The organism is Actinomadura oligospora ATCC 43269 (genome assembly GCF_000518265.1).
In the GTDB taxonomy this organism is placed as follows: domain Bacteria; phylum Actinomycetota; class Actinomycetes; order Streptosporangiales; family Streptosporangiaceae; genus Spirillospora; species Spirillospora oligospora.
Genome location: NZ_KI912410.1, coordinates 865,574 through 884,693 on the forward strand (window position 1 = coordinate 865,574; position 19,120 = coordinate 884,693).

The window sequence follows — 19,120 nt, forward strand, 5'->3', positions numbered from 1 at the left end:
ACAATAGGGGGATGGTCCACCAGGTTCCGGTCACCGACCCCGCCGATCCCCGCCTCGCCGACTACACCCGGCTGCGGGACGTGAACCTGCGCAAGAGCCTGGAGGCCGAGCACGGTCTGTTCATCGCCGAGGGCGAGAAGGTCATCCGCCGCGCGATCGGCACCGGCCACCCCGTCCGGTCCCTGCTGATGGCCCGCCGCTGGCTCGACCCCCTCGCCGACCTCCTGGACGACGTCGACGCCCCCGTCTACGTCGCCGACGACGCCGTCGTCGAGGCCGTCGCCGGATTCCCCGTCCACCGCGGCGCCCTCGCCTCCCTGCAACGCCTCCCGCTCCCCCCGGTGAAGGACGTCGTCACCTCCGCCCGCCGCGTCCTCGTCCTCGAGGACCTGGTCGACCACGGAAACGTCGGGGCCATCTTCCGGTGCGCGGCGGCGCTCGGGGTGGACGCGGTCGTCCTCGCGCCGCGCTGCGCCGACCCGCTCTACCGGCGCTCGGTGAAGGTCTCGATGGGCGCGGTGTTCGCCGTCCCGTACGCGCGGATGACCAACTGGCGGGACGACCTGGGCGTGCTCCGCGCCGCCGGGTTCGCGCTGTTCGCCCTCACACCCGACGCGTCCGCCGTCCCCCTGGACGAGGCCGACTTCGGCGACCGCGCCGCGCTCATGCTCGGCTCGGAGGGCGACGGCCTCTCGTCCCACTGGATGGACGAGGCCGACCGGCTCGTCCGCATCCCGATGAGCGACACGGCGCTCGCGAACGGCGTCGACTCGCTGAACGTCGTCGCCGCGGCGGCCATCGCCTGCCACGACCTCGTCCGCTCCCGCTGAGCGGCCGTCGGCGTGGGCCTTACTTGCCGAACGCGCCGTTGCGCGGACGCCGGTGGGCGCCGCCCTTGGCGCGCTTCGCAGCCGCCGCGCCCGACGCGCCCGACGCGGCCGGACGGCGGCCGAGGCGCAGCTGCGTCAGCAGTAGCGAGCACGCCACCAGCAGCGCCGCGAGCCACGCGATCTGCGTGCTGGCGACCCGCTGGAACGTCATCTCCTGCGCGACCGGACGCTGGTTGGAACGCAGCGTGCTCTGCGGGGTCGTCACCGAGGTGTCCGGCGCGGCGACCGACGGGCTCGGCGCGTTCCCGGTGATCGGAGGCAGCGCGACCTGCGGGCTGTTCGCACCGTTGAACGACCCGTTGGTGGTCGGAGGCGTGTAACCGCCGCCGTTCCCGGACGTGTTGTTCGTCCCGCCGCCGGTGTTGTTCGTCCCGCCACCGCCGCCGCCCGAGGTCGTCCTCGTCGTCGTCGGCTTGGGCGTGCTGGGCGGGTGGGTCAGCTTGCCCGGGTCGGGCTTGGACGGCTTCGGGCTGGACGGCGTCGGCGACGGGCTCGCCACCGGGTCGAACACGACCGTGCCCTGACCGGACTTGGTGGTCGCGCCGCCCTGGACGAGCGAGACGTTCACCGTCACGGACATCTTCTTCTTCACGTACGCCTTGGGGAGCGTGAAGCTCTGCCGGACGAGCGTGGAGTCGCCCTTCGCGCCCTTGAGGTCGCATCCGTGCGACGAGCTCAGCGGCGCGCCCGACCCGCACGACACGGCGTCGAGGTCGACGTGCGCGGCGCCCGTGCTGAGCAGCACCTTCGCTCCCGAGTAGTCGCCGTCGGACTTCGACACGAGCGCGAGGACGGTCGCGGTCTCGCCCGCCTTCACCTCGCTCTTCACCACGGCCACCGAGAGCCCGAACGGCGCGGCCGACGGCGACGGGGTCGTGCCCGACGGCGAACCGGACGGAGTCGGTTCGGCGGACGCCGGGAGCGCGAGAACCGCGCAGGCCCCCACGGCGACCACCGCCGCCGCGCCGAGACCCTTCAGAGCCGGTACGCCTGCCCGCCGGGAAGCCACGCCCGAGCCACCTCCGTCGCGTCGTCGTCGAACGCCCGAGATCCGCTTACCCCGGGTCTCGTACCCGAATCATGCCAACACGGATCTAGAGCTGAAATCAACCCTGTGTCCGATTCGGACGGGCAACTCGGACACTACCGTCAGATGAACTCCTCGCGCACGTCCTGGAGTTCCCCGCTCGGCGCCCACGCCTGCCACACGCCCTGATCGATCCGCTCGAGCCCGAGCCCCTCGGCGACCGGCGCCCGGCCCCCGGCGTACTCGACACGCGACCAGCCGTCGTGCTCCCCGACGACCACGAACGGCTCGCCACGCCACCGGCACACCGTCCGGACGTACCGCAGCGACTCCAGCTCGAACGCCGGGACGATCCGCCGGAACCGGTCCGGCCGCAGCTCCTCGAACCCGTCCGTCGGCTCCGCCGCGTACAGCCGGATCTCGCCGTCCGCGCCCGGCACCGCCTCGAACTCGCGCCCGAGCCAGCGCGCCACGTACCCGTCCCGGCTCATCGCGCCGCCTCCGTCCGCCCGGCGGGCGTCGCGCCCTCGGGCCGCAGCCAGGCCAGCCGGTCCGGGTCGTACATCGCGACGAACCGCTCCGACCCGTCCCGTCCGAGCACGTACATCTCCGCCCCGAACGGCAGCCGGACACTGTCCACCTTGTACTCCCGGATCGACCCGGCACTCCCCGGCGCGAACCCCGCGCCGGTGAACGGCGGACGCTCCAGCACCCACCCGGCCTCGCCCCAGGACGCGACCTCCTCCTCGGTCCGCCCGCCGAACGGCACCCGGTACAGATCCGGGCAGTACGCCGGCCACCGGATCACGTGCACCGACTCGTCCGCGACCGAGAACGGCGCGTCCTCGTACAGCAGCCCAAGCGTCTCGTACAACTGTCCGGGCGTCAGCAGCTCCGCCACGTCCGCTGTCAGGTGGACGAACCCTCCGACGCGGTCGTACCCCTGCTCCAGGTACCAGGCCACATGCGTGTGCGGGACGACCTTCTGCATGATCGTCGGCTCGGCCCCGAACTCCCCGTCCGCCTCCGAGCCCCGCCGCCGCTCCCCGGAGACCCCGAACGCCGCGACCCCGTCGAACGAGCCGACCTCACCAGGACTCCCGGCCCGACCCCCACCAGGCATCCCCGGAGCCCGCCCCCCAGGCCCGGCCCCGTCCACACCGAACCCACCGGGCACAACGTCAGGCATGCTCGGCGCGCCCACACCAGCCGCGGCGTCGCGCACACCCGGCCCGTCCGCAAGCGCCCCGCCGGACACCCCCACACCAGCCCGACCAGGCGCGTCCACCCCGAGCCCACCAGACGCAACGTCAGCCGCCCCCGCGTGAGGCCCACCAGGCGCGCGCACTTCCGCCGCCCCACCCGCGTCCGCATCGAAGCCGCCGGACGCGACGTCAGGCGCTCCTGCACGAGGTCCGCCAGACGCGGGCACTTCGGCCGAAGCAGGCGCGTCAGCACCGGTTCCGGTTCCGCCCTGCGCCCCGGCGCCGAATGCACCCTGCGCGTCCACCGGCGCCCCGCCCGGCGCGTCCGTGCCGAGAGCCCCAGGTGTCGAGGCGCCCGCGATTCCGGACGAGTCCGAGTAAGGTGCGCTCGCGTCCGCCTCGCTACGCGCGTCCGTGCCGAAGCCGCCGGACGCGGCGTCGGACGCCCCCGCGTGAGGCCCGCCAAGCGCGGGTGGCTCAGCCTCGCCACGAGCATCAGCGCCGGAGCCGCCCGGCCCGCCAGCACCGAAAGCACTCTGCGTTTCCGCGTGCGCGCCGCCCTCCGCGCCGAGGCCACCGGACGAAGCGTAAGGCGCGCCTACGCCGGGCTCTCCAGGCGCCGCCGCGACCGTCCCTCCGGACGCATCCGAGTGGGCCGTGACCTGCGGATTCGGGTTCGGGCTCGCGGGCGCGGACGCGTCGGCCGTGCCAGCGTGCGCGCCGCTCGGGTCACCCTGGACGGTCGTGCCAGGAGCGCCCCCAGCAGGGGCCGAGGTGGGGAGGGCATGCTCGCCGGACGCGACAGGGAGCGTCCCCGTCGTGCTCGCGCCCTGCGCGGCGTCGGGGGAGTGGGCGAAGGAAGAGAGAGTCGACGGATCCGGCTCCGGCTCCGGGACGGGCTGGATGAGACCGACACGGATCGCCCACTCGGCGAGCGCGCGCACCTGGTCACCGCGCAGGGACGCGCCGATCCGGGTGCCGGGGTTGAGCAGCATCGCCCAGTCCTCGCGCGGCCACGCGGCGATCAGCTCGCGGAAGTCGGCGTACACGAACCGCGACTTCGGCAGCACCTCGCGCAGGCGCACGAGCGACGTGAACACCTGCACGGCGGCCGAGCCGCGCAGCGCCGCCTCCCAGCGGAACTCCTGCTGCGTCGGCGTCACCTGCAACGGCGCGTCCTGCGGGATGGGCACCAGCACGTTCGCCGCGAGCAGCACCCGCAGGAACGCGTCGGAGTCACCGCCAAGCGCCGCCTCGTAAAGCTCCTGGTCAATCCGGTTCCCCGGCTCGAACGGCACCTCGGGCTCGGCACCGAGCTCAGCCCCAGGCTCCGCCGGACGCCCCGCGCCCGCATCCGCCTCCGAGCCACCGAGCCCGTTGGCCTCCGCACGCCCGTCAGCGCCCCCGACCGCCTTCGCGTCCGCAGGCCCACTCGCGTCCGCGACCCCGCTCATGTCATCGCGCTGGTTCGTGTCCGGGGGCCCGCTCAGGTCGTCGCGCGCGTGCGTGTCCGCGAGTCCGCTCGCATCGTCGAGCTCGTTCGTGCCTGCGGGCCCACTCACGTCCTCGCGCGCGTGCGCGTCCGTGAATCCGCGCACGTCGCCGGGCCCGTTGGTGCCTGCGGGGCCGCTCACATCGACGCGCTTGTCCGCGTCCGGGGGCCCGCTCAGGTCGTCGCGCGTGGACGCATCCGCGAGGCCGCGGGCGTCGTCGCGCATGCTTGTGCCCGCAGGCCCGCTCACGTCATTGCGCGTGTGCGCGTCACCGAGTCCGCTCGCGTCCGCGAGTCCGCTCGCATCGTCGAGCCCGTTGGTGCCCGCGCGCCCGCTTACGTCCGCGCGCCCGCTCGTGTCTGTGTGGCCGCTGGGGGTGCCGTGGGCGGACGTGTCGGTGCGGTCGGTGGCTTCGGTGGGGGCGGTAGTGCCCGTGTAGTCGGACGGGGCGGTTTCGGTCTGGCCGTTGGCTTCTGCGTACGGCATGTCCGCGAGCCCAGGCCCGTCGGTTGGGCGGGGTGCGTCCGCGCCCGCGGGGGCATCAACGTGCCCGTCGGGGCGTCCACCGGACGTGTCGGCACCAGCGGCTTCGGCCTGTCCAGGGGAGTCGGCGCGTGCGGCCGTCTCGGGGGACGGTTCGGTGGGGCCGCTGAGGGCTCGGACCTGTTCGCCCGGGATGGCGGCGTCCACCGGGGTGCCGGGGTTGAGGACGAGGGTCCAGTCGGCGTCCGGCCAGGCGGCGACGACCTCGAGGAAGGTCGGCATCACGAAACGGGACGAACCGACCGCCTCGTTCATCCAGCGCAGCGACGTGAACAGCTGGATCGCGACGCGGCCGTGGACGCGGGACGGACGCCACGGGAACTCCGGGTCGTCCGGGGTGATGCCCCACGGGGTCTCGGGCTCGGCGGGGATCAGGACCTGCGCGCCCAGCAGGACCTTGAAGAACGCGTCGGTGTCGCGGCGCACGGCGGCGTCGAACAGGCGCTGCTCGACCTCGTTCTGCGCCTCGAACTCCTCCGACATGCGGCGCGCGGCGCGCTGGTCGGCCCAGGTCGCGAGGCCGACCAGCTGCTCGGCCAGGATCGTGCCGCCCGCGGGGGAGCCGGGGTTGATAGCGAGCGCGTTCGCGTGCTCCGGCCAGTAGCGCAGGATCAGCGGGAACGGCATGCGGATGGAGTCGGTGCCGGTCCCGGCGGTGAGGGCGGCCTCGGCCAGCCGCTCGGGCGAGCTGAACACCTGGACGAGCGTCGCGCCGTCCGCCTCGCGCGTCCGCCACTGGAACTCGGCGCGGCCCGGACGGAGCGTGAAGTCGGCGTCGGGACCGACCGGCAGCAGCACCTCGGCGTCGGCGAGGGTCTGGAGGAAGAGGTCGTGGTCGTTGTCGGTCGCGGCGCGCAGCAGCGACCGCTCCACGTCGTTGGCGGGCTGGAACTCCGGACGCGGCTCGGTGCGCGGCAGGTCGCGGTGCTGGCCCTGGAGCTCCTCCCACGGCTCGTCCGCGTCCTGCCCCGGCGTGATCACGGGGATCGGGTCGACGGACGTCGCGGCGGGCGAGGCCTTCGCGGACCTCGGCGGCTCCGGGACGGGCGGCATGTCGGCGATGCCCGGCGGAAGCGGAGGCGCGCCCCCCTCCGCGACGGGCCCGCCCGCAGCAGGCCCGCCCGCAGCAGGCCCGGCCGCGGCGGCCTCGGAGGCGGCAGGCCCCGGCGCGGTGGGTCCAGGCGCGGTGGGCTCGGGTGCCTCGCGGCCCGTGTAGACGGACAGGTCGGGGACGGTGGCGCGCGGGTCGTCCATCGGGGGACGGGACGCCTTCTGCGGCACGTCCGCCGCCTTGCCCGCGACGGACACGTCCCCCTCGGAAACCGGGACGTGCGGCGCGGAAGGCGCGGACGCCTGCACCGCGCCATCCTCATGCGCGGGCGCGTAGCCGGAACCCTGCGGCGCGGCGGCGGAAGGCGGCGTGCTGTGCGCGCCGTCCTGAAGCGGCGCGGCGGGAGCGTGCGGTGGCGGCGTGGCCGGGCCGGACAGCGCGGACGGGTCGGCCTGGTGGTGGCCCGCGAGCGGCGGACGCGGGTCGCCCTGCGCGAGCTGCAGGAGGAACCAGGCGGGCAGGCGGCCCTCGATCGGGAGCGACACCTCGTGCCGGGCGGCGTGGGACGGGACGTCGACCGCGAGCCACCAGTTGTTGTCCGGCCAGGTCTCGGCGAGGGCGGTGAAGCGCAGCCGGACGTAGTGCCGGTAGGACGGGCCGAGGCAGGCGCGCATCGCGGTGGGCGAGGTGTAGGCGAGCACGAACGTGCGGTCGTCCTCGTCCTGGGTGGGCCAGGTCGGCTGCCGCCGGTTGGCGAGGACGTCGTCGACCAGGTCGGGCGCGACGGGGACGACCAGCTCGCTCTCCGCCAGCAGCCGGAAGTACCCCTCCTGGTCGCCGCTCCGTACCGCGTCCCCCAGTCGGCGTTCGAGCTCCGACGTGGGTTGCCAGCCGTCGGCCACGGTCGCCACCCCCTGTTTCATCCCGCCCCGGACCTTCCTCCTCCCGGACCCCGACGCCGGGAGGCGGGCCCCTGGGGCACCTTACGGACCTGCTTACGCTACATGGGCGAACAGAGCTAAAGCGCCCACTCGACCGGTCCGCGGACGACCCTCGGGCCAGTATGGCGCGGGACGGTGACATTCCCGCGCCATCCGCTGAACGCCACCAGCCCGGGGGCCCGCCGGAGTAATGGAGATCTAACCCCGCGGCAATTGCGCGGACTGCGGTTCAGGCCCCTCGGCGAGCGAGTTCCGCGACCGCCTCGACGAGCCGGTCCACATGCGCCTCGGTGGTTCCGATCCCGAAGCTCGCCCGCACCGCCGAGCTCCCCCCGTCCGCACAGCCCTCGCCCCCCGCGTCCGTGCTGGTCGGGTTGTCGGCGTTGAGGAGGTGTTGGACGAAGGGGTGCGCGCAGAACTTGCCGTCTCGGACGCCGATTCCGAAGCGGCCCGAGAGGGCGACCGCGAGGTCGCGCGCGTCCCAGCCGTCCACGACGAACGACACGATGCCGACGCGCGGCGAGCGGTCCCCCCAGAGCGTGAGTTCGCGCACACCCGGGGTCCGGGCCAGCCCGGAGCGCAGGCGGGCGAGCAGCCGCTCCTCGTGCTCGACGAGCGGCGTCCAGCCGGTCGCGGCGAGCGTCTCGCACGCGGCGGCGAGCGCGAGGACGCCGAGGACGTTCGGGGTGCCCGCCTCGTGCCGCGCCTCGGGGTCGGCGTGCCAGCGCGCGCGGTTCCCGTGCTCGTCGACGGACGCGCTGGCCCCGCCGCCCTTGAGGTAGGGCCCGGCCGCGCGCAGCCAGTCGGACCGTCCGGCGAGCACGCCCGCGCCGAACGGCGCGTACAGCTTGTGCCCGGAGAACGCGACGTAGTCGAGGCCGAGCGCGGTCGTGTCCAGCGGGCGGTGCGGGACGAGCTGCGCCGCGTCCACCGCGATGCGCGCGCCGTGCGTCCGCGCGACGGCCGCGAGCTCCGCCAGCGGCCACACCTCGCCGGTCACGTTGGAGGCGGCGGTGACCACCAGCAGGCGCGGTCCGGCGGGGGAGTCGGCGAGCGCCCGGTCGGCCGCGGCGACGGCCTCGGTCGGGGAGGACGGCGCGGGCAGCCGGACGGCCCGCCGCCAGGGCAGCAGCGTCGCGTGGTGCTCGGTCTCGAACACCACGACCGTCGTCCCGGACGGGACGCAGTGCGCGAGCAGGTTCATCGCGTCCGTGGTGTTGCGCGTGAACACGACCGACGAGCGCTGCCGCGCGCCGAGGAAGCCCCGGACCGTCTCCCGCGCCTTCTCATACGCGGCCGTCGTGACCTGGGACGCGTAGCCCGCGCCCCGGTGCACGCTGCTGTAGTAGGGCAGCGCCTCGGAGATCGCCTCGCGCACCGCCTCCAGACAGGGCGCGCTCGCGGCGTAGTCGAGGTTGGCGTAGGGGACGCGGCGTCCGTCGTCCAGCGGGACGGGCGCGTCCGTCCCGATCACGGACGGAGCGAACCCGACAAAAGGGGCGTCAAGGGTGGTCGCGGACATAGGTGTGCACTCCTCGGGATCAGGGATCCCGAGGGCCAGGCCCTGGATCGACGGGATCCGCGCTTGCCGGGGCGTGGAACCACGCCCGGCCTGGTCCTCACCCGGGGCACCCCATCGCGGACGAAGGGTTGCCGGCCAGCTAGCCGGGGCTTGACGCTGGCGCTCATGACCTGGTGCGAAAGTATAGGAGGACGGGATGTGGATCAAGTCGGAGGGCAACGGATGGGGCACGGGGCGATCAGGACGCTGATGATCGGGGGAGCGCTCGCGGCGGGCGCGTCGGCGCTGCTGGCGGGGTGCGGCGCGGCGGCCGGCGGCGGCGGGAACTCCGCCACGACCTGCGGAGACGCCAAGCAGGCCTACGAGAAGTACATCGGCGGCGTGCGCGCGGTGTCGGCGGCGGACGCCGCCCAGTGGCGGCAGCCGACCGAGCAGCTCGCCGCGAACCTGTCGGGGCTGGCGGACAAGGCGTCCGACGCCAAGCTCAAGAACACGCTGAAGGACCAGGCGGACAAGCTCCGCGCCGCCGCCGGAACGGTCGCGGCCGGGGACGTCGAACAACTCAACGCGGCCCTGGCCGCCGCCCCCGGAGCCCTCGGCACCGCCTGCCACTGACCCCGCCGCGCTAGGGCGTGTCTCAAAGTCACCTGCCCTACTGCGCGCCGCTCGCCACGGGCGCCGACTTCGAGACACGCCCTGACGGACGCCGGGCACGGAAAAGGGGTCCCGAGAGAACTCGGGACCCCTCGGGTCAGAAGCCCAGGTCGCCGGTGCCGCCACCCCCGCCGCCACCGCCGGTTCCGCCGCCACCTCCGCCGGTTCCGCCTCCGCCGCCGGGCCCGGGGCTGGTCGGGCCGCCCGTCGGCTTGTCGGTGGGACGGTGCGTCGGACGGCCGGTCGGCTGCCCGCCGGGCACCGTCGGACGGCCGCCCGGCTTGGTCGGCCTGCCGGACGGAGGCTTGGTCGTCGGGGTGTCGGTCGGGCGGTTCGTCACCGGGCCCTGGTCGTAGCCGGTGTCGATGGACGGCGGGTCGAACGACTTGGCCTCGAGGTTCTTGATGGAGACCGCGTCGCCCATGTAGCTCTTCCAGATCTGCGCCGGAAGCTGACCGCCGTAGGAGCCGTAGCCCGGGATGTTCAGCGGCTTGCCGTCGCTGCGGAACATCGCGACGGTCGTCTGGAGCTGCGGGACGAACCCGTTGAACCAGATCGCCGCGCCGCCGTTGGTGGTGCCGGTCTTGCCCGCGACGTCGCGTCCGTCGTCGAGCTGGGCGCCGGTGCCGGTGCCGCCCTGGACGACCTTCTGCATCGCGTAGGTGGCGTCCTTGGCGACCTGGTCGCTGAAGACGTTGTCGCCCTTCTCGGAGAACTCGTCCGAGTTGCCCTTGTTGTCCTCGACCGAGCGGACCACGTAGGGGGTGCGGTGCGTGCCGCCCGCCGCGAAGGTCGAGTACACCCCGGCCATCTCGATCGGGTGCACCGAGATCGGGCCGAGCGGCAGCGACGGCGCGGTGTTCGCTCCGTTCGCGGTGAGCTGGCTCTTCGGGATGCCGAGCGCCTCGGCCATCTTCGTCACCTTGTCGAGCCCGACCTGCTGGCCGAGGTTGACGTAGGCGGTGTTCACCGAGTGCTCGGTGGCGGTGACCAGGTTGATGTTCCCGAACTGCTCGTCGGAGTCGTTGTGCAGCGGGGTCCCCGCGAAGGTCTGCGGGGACGAGCCGTCCTCGGTGGTGTCGAGGCCGTAGCCCGCCTTGAGCGCGGCGGCCAGCACGATCGGCTTGAAGCCCGAACCCGGCTGCGCCCAGTCGTACCAGACGCTCGAGCCCATCTCGTCGAGGTAGTTGCGCCCGCCGTAGAAGGCGAGCACCTGCCCGGTGGACGGGTCGACCGACACCAGCGCGGTGCGGATCTTCTTGCTCATCCCGCTCGGGACGTTGCCGTTCACCGCCTGCTTGGCGGCGTCCATGAGGTTCTTGTCGAACGTCGTGACGATCTTCAGGCCGTCCCGGTTGATCTCGTCCTCGGTGTAGCCGCGGCGCTCGATCAGCTCCTTGCGGGCCACGTTGATCATGTAGCCGTTCTGGCCGCGGTAGACGTTCTTCAGCTTCTGCTTGCGCGGCTCCGGGAACCTCATCTGCGCCTGCTGCGCGGGCGTCACCGCGTGGTCGCGGACCATGTTCCCGACGACGGCCTGCCAGCGCTGCTTGGCGTAGGTCAGGGACGCGCCGGACGGGTCGCCGAACGGCGTCGGCTGCTGGATCGCCGCGGCCAGGTAGGCGCCCTCGGACGGGGTGAGGTCCCGGACGTCCTTGTTGTAGTAGGCGTGCGCGGCGGCCTGGATGCCGTAGGCGTCGCGGCCGAAGTAGATGGTGTTCAGGTACTGCTCGAGGATCCAGTCCTTGGACTTCTCCCGGCCCACCTTCAGGGAGACCATGATCTCCTTGAGCTTGCGGGTGACCGAGCGCTCCTGGCCGATGCCGCCGTAGTAGTTGCGGACCATCTGCTGGGTGATGGTCGAGCCGCCCTGCAGCTGCTTGCCGGTCGCGGTGGACCAGAGCGCGCGCCCGGTGCCCTTCACCGAGACGCCGGGGTCGCTGTAGAAGCTGCGGTTCTCGGCGGCGATGACCGCGTCGCGCACGCTCTTGGGAACCTGGCTGATCGGCACCGCCTCGCGGTTGGTGCCGGTCTTGGCGATCACGGTCTTGCCGTCGGCGTAGTAGTACGTCGGGCCCTGCGCGACGGCGGCCTGCGACGGCGACGGGACGGGGGTGAGCAGGTAGGCGACGGCGAACCCGGCGACGCCGAGGCCGATCAGCCCGAGCAGGACGAACAGCGCGCGGCGGGTGTACCTCGCGCCGCGGCTGCGCTTCTTGCGCGGCCCTCGCGGCCCCCCGGCCGTGCCCGGCGCCCGTCCCGCGACGCCCGCCGCGGTGCGGGAGGTCGCGGCGGCCTTGGCCCCGGCCGTGCGCGGGCTCTCGGCGATCCCGCCGAGCCGCGCGGCGGAGGCGTTCCGGGACGAGACGTCCTTGTTCGACCCGGTGGACGATTCGCCCCCCGGGGTCCTGTTCTTGCTGCTCACTGGCCCCCCGTGATTTTTTCGTTATCGACGATACCCGAGGGGTTTCGGTGCGTCGGGCGGGTCAGCGCGCTCACATGGCCCCCACTACAAGGACGACTGGAAAGCCCCGGAGGTTCGCGTGGCGCGGGTCACAGAGCGCCGGATCCTCGGAGAATCCCGGGCTGCCCGGAGACGCCGGGAAATGCCCAGGTCGCAGGCCGCTCGAAAGGGAAGGTCTTTCGATTCGTCCGATATCGGACGGCCTGCGGATGGACCGAAAACGAATGGCGGGACGGTCCGGTTCCGGACCGTCCCGCCATTCGGGACCTCGATGTCGGATCAGCCGGTCTTGGCCGCCCCGAGGATGTCCACCACGAACACCACCGTGTCGGTGCCCTTGATGCCGGCCTGCGGGTTGCCGGTCTTCCCGTAGCCGTCGTTCGGCGGCAGGATCAGCATCACGCGGCTGCCGACCTTCAGGTCACGCAGGCCCTTGAAGAAGCCGGGCATCGCGCCGGGCGGCGGGTCGGCCAGCGGGAACGCCGCGGGCGCGCCCTTCTCCCAGGACGAGTCGAACTGCTTGCCGGTGCCCCAGATCTGGCCGACGTAGTTCACCACCGCGGTGTCGTCCTTGGTGGTGGCCGGGCCGGTGCCCTGGATCAGGGTCTTGACCTGCATGGTCTTCGGCGGGTCGACCTTCGGGATGGTGACCTTCGGGGCCTTGCCCTTCTGCGGCTCGACCGTCGGCAGGTTCTTGTCGGTGAGCTTCTGCTCGGCGCCCGTCGCCTCGGCGTTGGTCGGGATGACCTTGAGGACGTCGGCGACGAACACGACCGAGTCGCCCTCGGCCAGGCCGAACTGCTGCGCGGACTGCGGGTCGAAGCTCTGGTCCGGCGGGATCTGCAGCACCACGCGGCTGCCCTCGGCCTTGTTGGTCAGGCCGTTCTTCAGGCCCTTGACCTGGAGCTTGTCGACCGGCAGCAGCTGCGGGCCGGGCTGCGGGTTGAGCTCGGACTTCTCCCGGGTGTCCAGCACCTTCTTGCTGGTCGAGCCCTTCTTGTCCGACTTGTCGCCGCCCTTGGGCGTCCACTTGTAGATCTCGTAGTGGAGCAGGGCCAGCGTGTTCGCGCCGATCTTGGGACCGGTGCCGGTGACCGGCTCGGTCACCTTCAGCGCCTTGCCCGGCGTGACCGCGCCCGGGATCTTCACCTTCGGCGCGCTCCCGAACGCCCCGGTCACCTCGACCTTGGGCGCGGGCCGCGTCACGTACCAGGTGGTCCCCCCGGCGATGGCGAGTACCGCGACGACCGCGACCACGATCGCGATGTTGCGGCGCTTCTTGGCCTGCGCGGCCGTCAGCCCCGAGGGCTTCGCGGACGGCTTGAGCGGCTGGCCGCCGGACCGTCCGCCGCTGATGCCGTGCGGGGTGAACTCCGGGCTGCGGATGTTCTTGGCGTTGGGCAGCTTGGCCTTGACCGCCGGCTCACCCCGGGGCTTGTCGTCGTCGGACATGTTTCCTCACTCGCTCCGGGTTCGTCGACACCAGGTCCAAAGGTCAACCACCCTGCCAGGCCACACCTAAGGTCGTTGTGAAGAACAGGGAGAGGACCAGGCCCGCAATCTACCGTCCCGAGCCCGAAGATGCCGCTCCCGGCGACCGCCGATCACCGACCGAAATCCCCGCACGCCCCTGCTGGGCGCCGCGAAACCCCTTCCGGCGGGGCTGACCAGGCGTGATCCGGCCGCGACCGGCCCGATTCCGAGAGGGCCGTCGTGGGACGGCCGCCGTGAGACGGCCGGTCCGATCTTGGAGGCTGGGCGCGGGCGGTCAGAGCTTGAGCAGGGCGGTGGCGGCCTCGGCGACGAGGTCCTCGGCGGACTCCGGGATCGGCGTCCCCTCCCGGAGATGACGCCTGACGAGGCTCTGCGGGACGTCCACGACGGCGAGGACGACGCGTCCGGGGTCGGCCGCGTGGCCGAGGCGGGCCGCCAGGTCGGTCAGCGCGTACTGGACGCGCCGGTTGCCGTGGGCGAGGCGGTCCTTGTCGGCGTCCGGCCATTCGGCTTGTCCGAAATCACGGGGGCCGTACTGGAGCAGCAGCGCCTCGCGGGGGTGGGCGCGGCTCCAGGAGACGACCTGGCGGGCGGCGTCCACGGCGGCGCGTCCGGCCGGTTCGCCGGACGCGGCGGCGACGAAGCCGTCCTGGAAGCGCTCGAGCGTGCGCAGCCAGACGGCCGCCAGCAGCGCCATCGCGCTGGGGAAGCGGTGGTAGACCGAGCCGCTCGGCGCGCCCGCCGAACGCGCGACGGCCGCGACCGTGACGCCCGAGGGCCCGGCCTCGAAGGCCAGGTCGACGGCCGCGTCCAGCAGCCGGTCGCGGTCGTGCCGCGCAGGTCGCCCCATGCGGCGAGGGTACCGGTGGGGTACGCTCCCCTCAATATTGGAGATCGCTCTCTAAAAACAGGAGGGACGCGTGAACACCGCATCCGGCCTGCCGCCGGGACAGGTCCCGGCCGGGCACCGTCCGTTCGGGCTGCCGCGCTTCGGGCCGGTCGTCCCGCGTCCGCGTGGCACGGCGTCCGTGACCGTCACGGGGGCCGTCCGCCATCCCGGCCAGGTCTCGGCGGCGGAGCTCGCCGCGCTGCCGGGCCGCACCGACCGCGTCGCCGACCTGCACTGCGTCACCACGTGGAGCGCGCTCGGGCTGTCCTGGAGCGGGGTGCCGTTCCGCGACGTCCACGCGTATCTCACTGATCTGGTGGCGGTCCGTCAGGCCGTGCGCTGGGTCACCTTCACCGGCCTGGACGGCTTCTCGGCCACCCTGCGCCTGGACGACGCGCTCGCCCCGGACGTCCTTCTCGCCGACGCCCTGGACGGCGCGTCCCTCGGGCCCGACCAGGGCGCGCCGCTGCGGCTGGTCGCCCCGGCGCACTACGGCTACAAGAGCGTCAAGCACGTCTGCCAGATCGAGTACCGCACCGCCTACGCCGCGGGCCCTGCGGGCTGGAAGGCCCACCCGCGCGGACGCGTCGCGCACGAGGAACGCAGCCGCTACCTGCCCGGACGCGTCTGGCGTCCGCTCTGGCGCGCCCTCCTGCCGAGGTCCCGCGCCGCCTACGAATCCGCCCGCGCCCGCACGAACGGAAGGGGACGACCGTGAACGGCCTGAACCGCTGGGTCCCGCGCCTGATCATCGCGACGTCGGTGCTGCACTTCGTCTGGGCGTTCGTCCAGCCCAACGCCTGGGACGACATCGTCCGCGACGGGTTCGCCGCCACGGTCGTCGACACCGACGCGCCCGGCTACTGGAACCGCGAGGCCAGTGTCTGGTTCCTCACCGCGGGCGCGCTGCTGCTCGTCCTCGGCACCATGACCCGCCTGGCCGTCCGGCTCACCGGGCGGATCCCCGCCCAGGTCGGCTGGTTCCTCCTCGCGACCGGCGTCCCGCTGTGCGCGATCTACTTCCCGGTCACGGGTAGCTGGGCGCTGGTCGTCCTCGGCGTCCTGGCCCTGATCGCGTCCTACCGCGCCCCCGCCGCCGCGCCGGAGGCGGCCTCCCGCTGACCCCTCGTCGACGTCCGGCCCTCCGCCAGGGCCGGACGTCCTATTCGGCTGTCGCCAGGCCCTTGATCAGGACGGTCACGACGCGTTCGATCCGTCCGCGCAGGTCGGGCTCGTCCACGGGGTGGCTGAGCAGCAGCTGGTGGACGGCGCCGACGAGCGCGAGCGCGACAGCCTCGGCGTCGGTGTCGGCGGCGACGCGTCCGAGGGCCTTCTCGGCGTCCAGGTAGTCCGCGAACGCCGCCTCGCCGGCGTGCAGCTCGGGCATCTCCTCCCGCGCGACGGTGTGCATGCGGTGCAGGAGCGGCGGACGGGCCCGGACCAGGTTCGTGAGCGCGAGCGGGGTCGGCTCGAGCAGCAGGGTCGCGCCGTCGGTGAGGTTCCCGGACACCGTCCCGGCTCCGGCCCGTCCGGGTAGCAGGGCCAGCCGGTCGGCCGTGGGCCGCACCCGGTCGAGGACGAACTCGGCCAGGAACTCGTCGAAGTCCGGGAAGTGGTTGTAGAGCAGGCCGGTCGCGCATCCGGCCTCGCGGGTGACGGCCCGTCCGCTCAGCGCGCCCGGCCCCTCGCGGACCAGGACGCGCTCGGCCGCGTCGAAGAGCTGCCGCCGGACGTCGGTCATCGGCACACCACGGGGTGACATGGCGATCCACTCTAGGCCCTGGACAGGGAATGAACAGTCGCTCATTATGATGAGCACTCGTTCATCATCAAAGGGGGAGCCATGGGTTCCGACATCCGGCGGGCCATCGTCGTGGGAGCGGGCATCGCGGGACTGACCACGGCGCTGCGCCTGCGCGGCATCGGCTGGGACGTCCTGCTGCTCGAACGCGCGCCCGCCCGCCGCCGGGGCGGCTACGCCCTGACGCTGACCGGCGGGGGCCACGCCGCCGCCGAAGCGCTCGGCATCCTCCCCGGCCTGCGCGAACGCCACTTCGACGTGGACCTTCTCTTCGTCAACGCCGACGGCGGACGGCGCTTCACCCTCCCCGCCGACCGGGCCGAGGCCCTCCGGGGCGGGCGGGCCCTCAACCTCCTGCGCGGCGACATCGAGGACGTCCTGTTCACCGCCGTCCCGGACGACGTCGAGGTCCGCTTCGGCGCGACCGTGACGTCCATCGCCCAGGACGAGGACGGCGTCCGGGCCGTCCTCGACGACGGCACCACCGAGCGCGCGGACCTCCTGGTCGGCGCGGACGGCCTGCACTCGGCCGTCCGCGACCTGGCCTTCGACGTCGGACCGTCCGTCCTCCGCGACCTCGGCTACACCGTCGCCGCGTTCAGCCTGCGGAAACTCCCCGCGGGCCTGGCGGAGAGGGCCGTCACCACGTTCTCCCCTCCCGGCCGCAGCATCGCCGTCGCGTCCCTGGGACGGGACCGCGCCGCCGCCTACTTCATCCACAAGAGCTCCGACCCCGCCGGGGACCGGGCCCTCGGACCCGAACAGACCCTCGCGAACCGCTACGGCGACCTCGGCTGGGTCGTCCCCGACCTCCTGGGCCAGCTCGCCGACACCGACTCGGTCTACTTCGACGGCGTCGCCCAGATCGCCGCCGACCGCTGGCACCGGGGACGCGTCGTCCTCGTCGGCGACGCCGCCTGGTGCCTCACCCCGTTCTCCGGCTACGGCGCGTCCCTGTCGATGGCCGGAGCCGACCTCCTGGGCACCGCCCTCGAAGCCGAACCGGCCGACATCCCGGCCGCCCTCACCGCCTGGGAGGCCCGGCTGCGCCCCGAGGCCGACCGCTTCCAGACCCGGGCACGCCGCGCCGCCGCGATGCACGCGCCGTCCACCCGGTCCGAACTCCTCAGGCGCGACTTCCTGCTGAGGGCCGCGAGCCTCCGCCCCGTGACCCACGTCCTCGCCCACCTGTCCCGCCACTGAGGACGGTGAGGGCGGGGCACGGGCCGCCCCGCCCTCGTCTCGGTGCCGGCGGTCACCTGCTGCAGGCGCAGGAGCTGCAGCCGGCAGAGCTTTCGGCGGTCGTGTCGGAGTGGTCCTCGACGGGTTCCAGGGTGAACTCCTGGTCGGTCTTCTCCTCTTCGGTGAGCTGCGGCTCCATGGTCCGTTCTCCCTTCGTGAGGGGCCCGCCGTCCGGCGGGCCCGGTGTCGGTGGCCCGTTGGCGGGCCGGGTTCCCCGCGCTCGCCCGCCGCTCAGGCGCGCGGGCGCGGGAGCCGGTGGGTGATCACGCGGGACGCACGAGGTCGGCGGCCATGAGGCGGTCCAGCGCGGTCCGGACGGCGGCGGGGTCGCTGGCGGCGCAGGCGACGAGCTGCTGGGTGGTGCGCGTGCCGTCGCAGCCGGCCAGCAGCAGGGCGGTCCCCGGGCTGACCCGGTAGGTCTGCAGGTGGGACGACGGGGACGGCCGGTGCAGGACGACGTGGGTACGCCGGACCGGGAGATCGGCGAGCGGGGGACCGGCGGTGACGTCATGGTCGAACATCAGGATCCGCACGTCGCTCGACAGCGTCAGCGGCCGGTCGGTTCCAGTTCCAGTTCCAGGTCCGAGGACGTCCGCCGGGTCTCGACCGGTCCTGTCATGGTCGGCGCGCCGCAGCTTGGCGCGTTCCAGCTCGTAGCGGGCGTAGTCGGCCACCGGGGCGAGGTCGCGGGCGGTGAGCCAGTCCGTCAGCCGCTCGGACTCCCAGATGCCGTGCCTGTGCACCGGCTGCGGCGGCCGGACGAGCCCGGACGCGAACCGTTCCCACAGGTCGGGGTGGTGACGGTGCAGGTGGGCGACGGTGACAGGGAGGCAGCCCCCGATGGCGCGCCGCAGCTTGGCCTGGACGTTGCGGCGGGTGACCCGGTAACCGGCGGGCCCGGCTCCCGCGAGCATGGCCAGCTCGTTCTCGGTCAGCGCGAACCGGTCGCGGAGCGCCGTCGGGTCCCGCCGGAGCAGCGCGAGGTCGTCCTCGTTGGTCAGCATGGCGGCCAGCGCGTCCGCCAGGCCCATCACGCGCCGCCGATCAGCTCGGCGGGACGCGACGCGAGGACGGTCCGGGCCCGGCCGACCTCGTCCAGCAGCTCGGTGAAGTCGTCGGGGAAGTTGGCGTCCCGCTCGATGAGCGCGGCCTGGACCGGCGTGCGCGCGACGACCTCCTCCAGCAGGTCCCACACCCTGGCCGGGACCGCCTCGCTGTGCGTGTCGAGGGTCATCTCCTCCTCCTCGCCCGCACCGGCCAGATGGACCTGGACGACGCGTTCGAGGGGGAGGGTGTCCAGGAAGTCCAGCGGGTCGAAGCCGTGGTTGCGGGCGTTGATGTCGAGGTTGGCCACGTCCAGCAGCAGGCCGCAGTCGCAGTGCTCCAGCACCTCGGCGATGAACTGCGCCTCGGTCAGCGGGGTGGCCAGGTCCACGTAGTAGGTGATGTTCTCCAGCAGGAACGGCCGTCCGACCGTTCGCCGCACCCAGTCCGCCCGTCCGGCCAGACGCCGCGCGACCTGCCGGGTGCGCGGCAGGGGAGCCAGGAGCCCGAGCGCCACCTCGTCCGTCCTGGTGAAGCACAGGTGATCGCTGAACCAGGGCGCGTCGACGTCCTCGACCAGGGAGGCCAGCGCCTCCAGGTAGGCCGCGTCCGGCTCCCGGTCGGACCCGATGGACAGCTCCACCCCGTGCGGGACGACCGGGAACCGCCGAGCCAGCTCCCGCAGCCGCTCCCGGGCCTCGCGCGCGAACAGGAAGTGCTCGCTGATCACTTCCAGCCAGTCGATCCGGTCGGCGTGCAGGTCGATGTCCTCGGCCAGCTCCGCCCGGTACCCCAGCCCCGATCCCAGCCTCGGCAACGTCCCCACCGTCCGCCCCTCACCGCTCGAAGCGCAAGAATTA

Annotated in this window: 16 protein-coding genes and 1 riboswitch; of the genes, 5 read left to right on the forward strand and 11 right to left on the reverse strand. The window is 73.3% G+C overall.

Going from position 1 to position 19,120, the window contains the following annotated elements:
* Nucleotides 1–11 precede the first annotated feature (11 nt).
* Nucleotides 12–830, forward strand: coding sequence for a TrmH family RNA methyltransferase (locus P696_RS0135775; RefSeq protein WP_026416088.1), 819 nt, complete (start codon nt 12–14; stop codon nt 828–830).
* A 19-nt stretch (nt 831–849) separates the two neighbouring features.
* Here P696_RS0135775 and P696_RS0135780 read toward each other — a convergent pair whose 3' ends face one another.
* The 4 genes from P696_RS0135780 to P696_RS0135795 form a co-directional block, all read right to left on the reverse strand.
* Complete coding sequence (locus P696_RS0135780; RefSeq protein ID WP_157430110.1) at nt 850–1,899, reverse strand: hypothetical protein; 1,050 nt, start codon at nt 1,897–1,899, stop codon at nt 850–852.
* Nucleotides 1,900–2,039: 140 nt separating this feature from the next.
* Nucleotides 2,040–2,408 (reverse strand): hypothetical protein, encoded by a 369-nt coding sequence (locus tag P696_RS0135785; RefSeq protein WP_026416090.1) that lies wholly within the window; start codon nt 2,406–2,408, stop codon nt 2,040–2,042.
* Nucleotides 2,405–7,132, reverse strand: a complete 4,728-nt coding sequence (locus tag P696_RS0135790; RefSeq protein ID WP_157430111.1) for an SseB family protein — start codon at nt 7,130–7,132, stop codon at nt 2,405–2,407. Before P696_RS0135790 ends, P696_RS0135785 begins: the two co-directional genes overlap by 4 nt.
* A gap of 247 nt (nt 7,133–7,379) precedes the next feature.
* The gene (locus tag P696_RS0135795) at nt 7,380–8,672 is read right to left on the reverse strand and encodes an aminotransferase class V-fold PLP-dependent enzyme (protein ID WP_051468546.1); all 1,293 of its coding nucleotides are present in this window, start codon (nt 8,670–8,672) and stop codon (nt 7,380–7,382) included.
* A 54-nt stretch (nt 8,673–8,726) separates the two neighbouring features.
* A riboswitch (SAM riboswitch) is annotated at nt 8,727–8,843 on the reverse strand.
* A gap of 51 nt (nt 8,844–8,894) precedes the next feature.
* On the opposite strand from P696_RS0135795, the gene P696_RS0135800 reads away from it, so the two are divergent.
* A complete protein-coding gene (locus P696_RS0135800; protein WP_026416093.1) occupies nt 8,895–9,287 on the forward strand; it encodes a hypothetical protein in 393 nt (130 codons plus the stop codon).
* Between the two features lie 136 nt (nt 9,288–9,423).
* On the opposite strand, the gene P696_RS50310 is transcribed toward P696_RS0135800, so the two are convergent.
* The 3 genes from P696_RS50310 to P696_RS0135815 form a co-directional block, all read right to left on the reverse strand.
* Nucleotides 9,424–11,751: a transglycosylase domain-containing protein gene (locus P696_RS50310; protein ID WP_051468547.1), complete on the reverse strand. Its 2,328-nt coding sequence runs from the start codon at nt 11,749–11,751 to the stop codon at nt 9,424–9,426.
* A gap of 318 nt (nt 11,752–12,069) precedes the next feature.
* A complete protein-coding gene (locus P696_RS0135810; RefSeq protein ID WP_026416094.1) occupies nt 12,070–13,242 on the reverse strand; it encodes an FKBP-type peptidyl-prolyl cis-trans isomerase in 1,173 nt (390 codons plus the stop codon).
* A 316-nt stretch (nt 13,243–13,558) separates the two neighbouring features.
* Nucleotides 13,559–14,134 (reverse strand): TetR/AcrR family transcriptional regulator, encoded by a 576-nt coding sequence (locus tag P696_RS0135815; RefSeq protein WP_026416095.1) that lies wholly within the window; start codon nt 14,132–14,134, stop codon nt 13,559–13,561.
* A gap of 70 nt (nt 14,135–14,204) precedes the next feature.
* Between P696_RS0135815 and P696_RS0135820 the strand changes: the two genes are divergently transcribed.
* Together P696_RS0135820 and P696_RS50315 are read left to right on the forward strand one after the other, a co-directional pair.
* Nucleotides 14,205–14,891 carry a molybdopterin-dependent oxidoreductase gene (locus P696_RS0135820; RefSeq protein ID WP_026416096.1) on the forward strand — a complete coding sequence of 229 codons (687 nt, stop codon included), beginning with the start codon at nt 14,205–14,207 and terminating at the stop codon, nt 14,889–14,891.
* A complete protein-coding gene (locus P696_RS50315; RefSeq protein ID WP_051468548.1) occupies nt 14,888–15,295 on the forward strand; it encodes a DUF6463 family protein in 408 nt (135 codons plus the stop codon). Before P696_RS0135820 ends, P696_RS50315 begins: the two co-directional genes overlap by 4 nt.
* A gap of 40 nt (nt 15,296–15,335) precedes the next feature.
* Here the strand turns inward: P696_RS50315 and P696_RS0135830 are convergent, their stop codons facing one another.
* Nucleotides 15,336–15,935: a TetR/AcrR family transcriptional regulator gene (locus P696_RS0135830; protein WP_026416097.1), complete on the reverse strand. Its 600-nt coding sequence runs from the start codon at nt 15,933–15,935 to the stop codon at nt 15,336–15,338.
* Nucleotides 15,936–16,016: 81 nt separating this feature from the next.
* Between P696_RS0135830 and P696_RS0135835 the strand changes: the two genes are divergently transcribed.
* The gene (locus P696_RS0135835) at nt 16,017–17,177 is read left to right on the forward strand and encodes an FAD-dependent oxidoreductase (protein ID WP_034488395.1); all 1,161 of its coding nucleotides are present in this window, start codon (nt 16,017–16,019) and stop codon (nt 17,175–17,177) included.
* Nucleotides 17,178–17,229: 52 nt separating this feature from the next.
* On the opposite strand, the gene P696_RS58945 is transcribed toward P696_RS0135835, so the two are convergent.
* The 3 genes from P696_RS58945 to P696_RS0135850 all read right to left on the reverse strand — a co-directional run bounded on the left by P696_RS58945 (nt 17,230) and on the right by P696_RS0135850 (nt 19,077).
* Nucleotides 17,230–17,355, reverse strand: coding sequence for a hypothetical protein (locus tag P696_RS58945; protein WP_281175022.1), 126 nt, complete (start codon nt 17,353–17,355; stop codon nt 17,230–17,232).
* Nucleotides 17,356–17,479: 124 nt separating this feature from the next.
* A complete protein-coding gene (locus P696_RS0135845; protein ID WP_026416099.1) occupies nt 17,480–18,247 on the reverse strand; it encodes a hypothetical protein in 768 nt (255 codons plus the stop codon).
* Entirely contained in the window at nt 18,247–19,077 is an 831-nt protein-coding gene (locus P696_RS0135850) for an MbnB/TglH/ChrH family RiPP precursor modification enzyme (protein ID WP_211245930.1), read from the reverse strand. The genes P696_RS0135845 and P696_RS0135850 overlap by 1 nt, the downstream gene beginning before the upstream one ends.
* Nucleotides 19,078–19,120 lie beyond the last annotated feature (43 nt).

What these genes read in the sequence shown, in the direction of transcription:
- P696_RS0135790 (WP_157430111.1), bottom strand. Translation starts at nt 7,132, where the DNA reads ATGAAACAGGGGGTGGCGACCGTGGCCGACGGCTGGCAACCCACGTCG.
- P696_RS0135845 (WP_026416099.1), bottom strand. Translation starts at nt 18,247, where the DNA reads ATGGGCCTGGCGGACGCGCTGGCCGCCATGCTGACCAACGAGGACGAC.
- P696_RS0135830 (WP_026416097.1), bottom strand. Translation starts at nt 15,935, where the DNA reads ATGTCACCCCGTGGTGTGCCGATGACCGACGTCCGGCGGCAGCTCTTC.
- P696_RS0135810 (WP_026416094.1), bottom strand. Translation starts at nt 13,242, where the DNA reads ATGTCCGACGACGACAAGCCCCGGGGTGAGCCGGCGGTCAAGGCCAAG.
- P696_RS58945 (WP_281175022.1), bottom strand. Translation starts at nt 17,355, where the DNA reads ATGGAGCCGCAGCTCACCGAAGAGGAGAAGACCGACCAGGAGTTCACC.
- P696_RS0135795 (WP_051468546.1), bottom strand. Translation starts at nt 8,672, where the DNA reads ATGTCCGCGACCACCCTTGACGCCCCTTTTGTCGGGTTCGCTCCGTCC.
- P696_RS0135800 (WP_026416093.1), top strand. Translation starts at nt 8,895, where the DNA reads ATGGGGCACGGGGCGATCAGGACGCTGATGATCGGGGGAGCGCTCGCG.
- P696_RS0135775 (WP_026416088.1), top strand. Translation starts at nt 12, where the DNA reads ATGGTCCACCAGGTTCCGGTCACCGACCCCGCCGATCCCCGCCTCGCC.
- P696_RS0135785 (WP_026416090.1), bottom strand. Translation starts at nt 2,408, where the DNA reads ATGAGCCGGGACGGGTACGTGGCGCGCTGGCTCGGGCGCGAGTTCGAG.
- P696_RS0135835 (WP_034488395.1), top strand. Translation starts at nt 16,017, where the DNA reads ATGGGTTCCGACATCCGGCGGGCCATCGTCGTGGGAGCGGGCATCGCG.
- P696_RS0135815 (WP_026416095.1), bottom strand. Translation starts at nt 14,134, where the DNA reads ATGGGGCGACCTGCGCGGCACGACCGCGACCGGCTGCTGGACGCGGCC.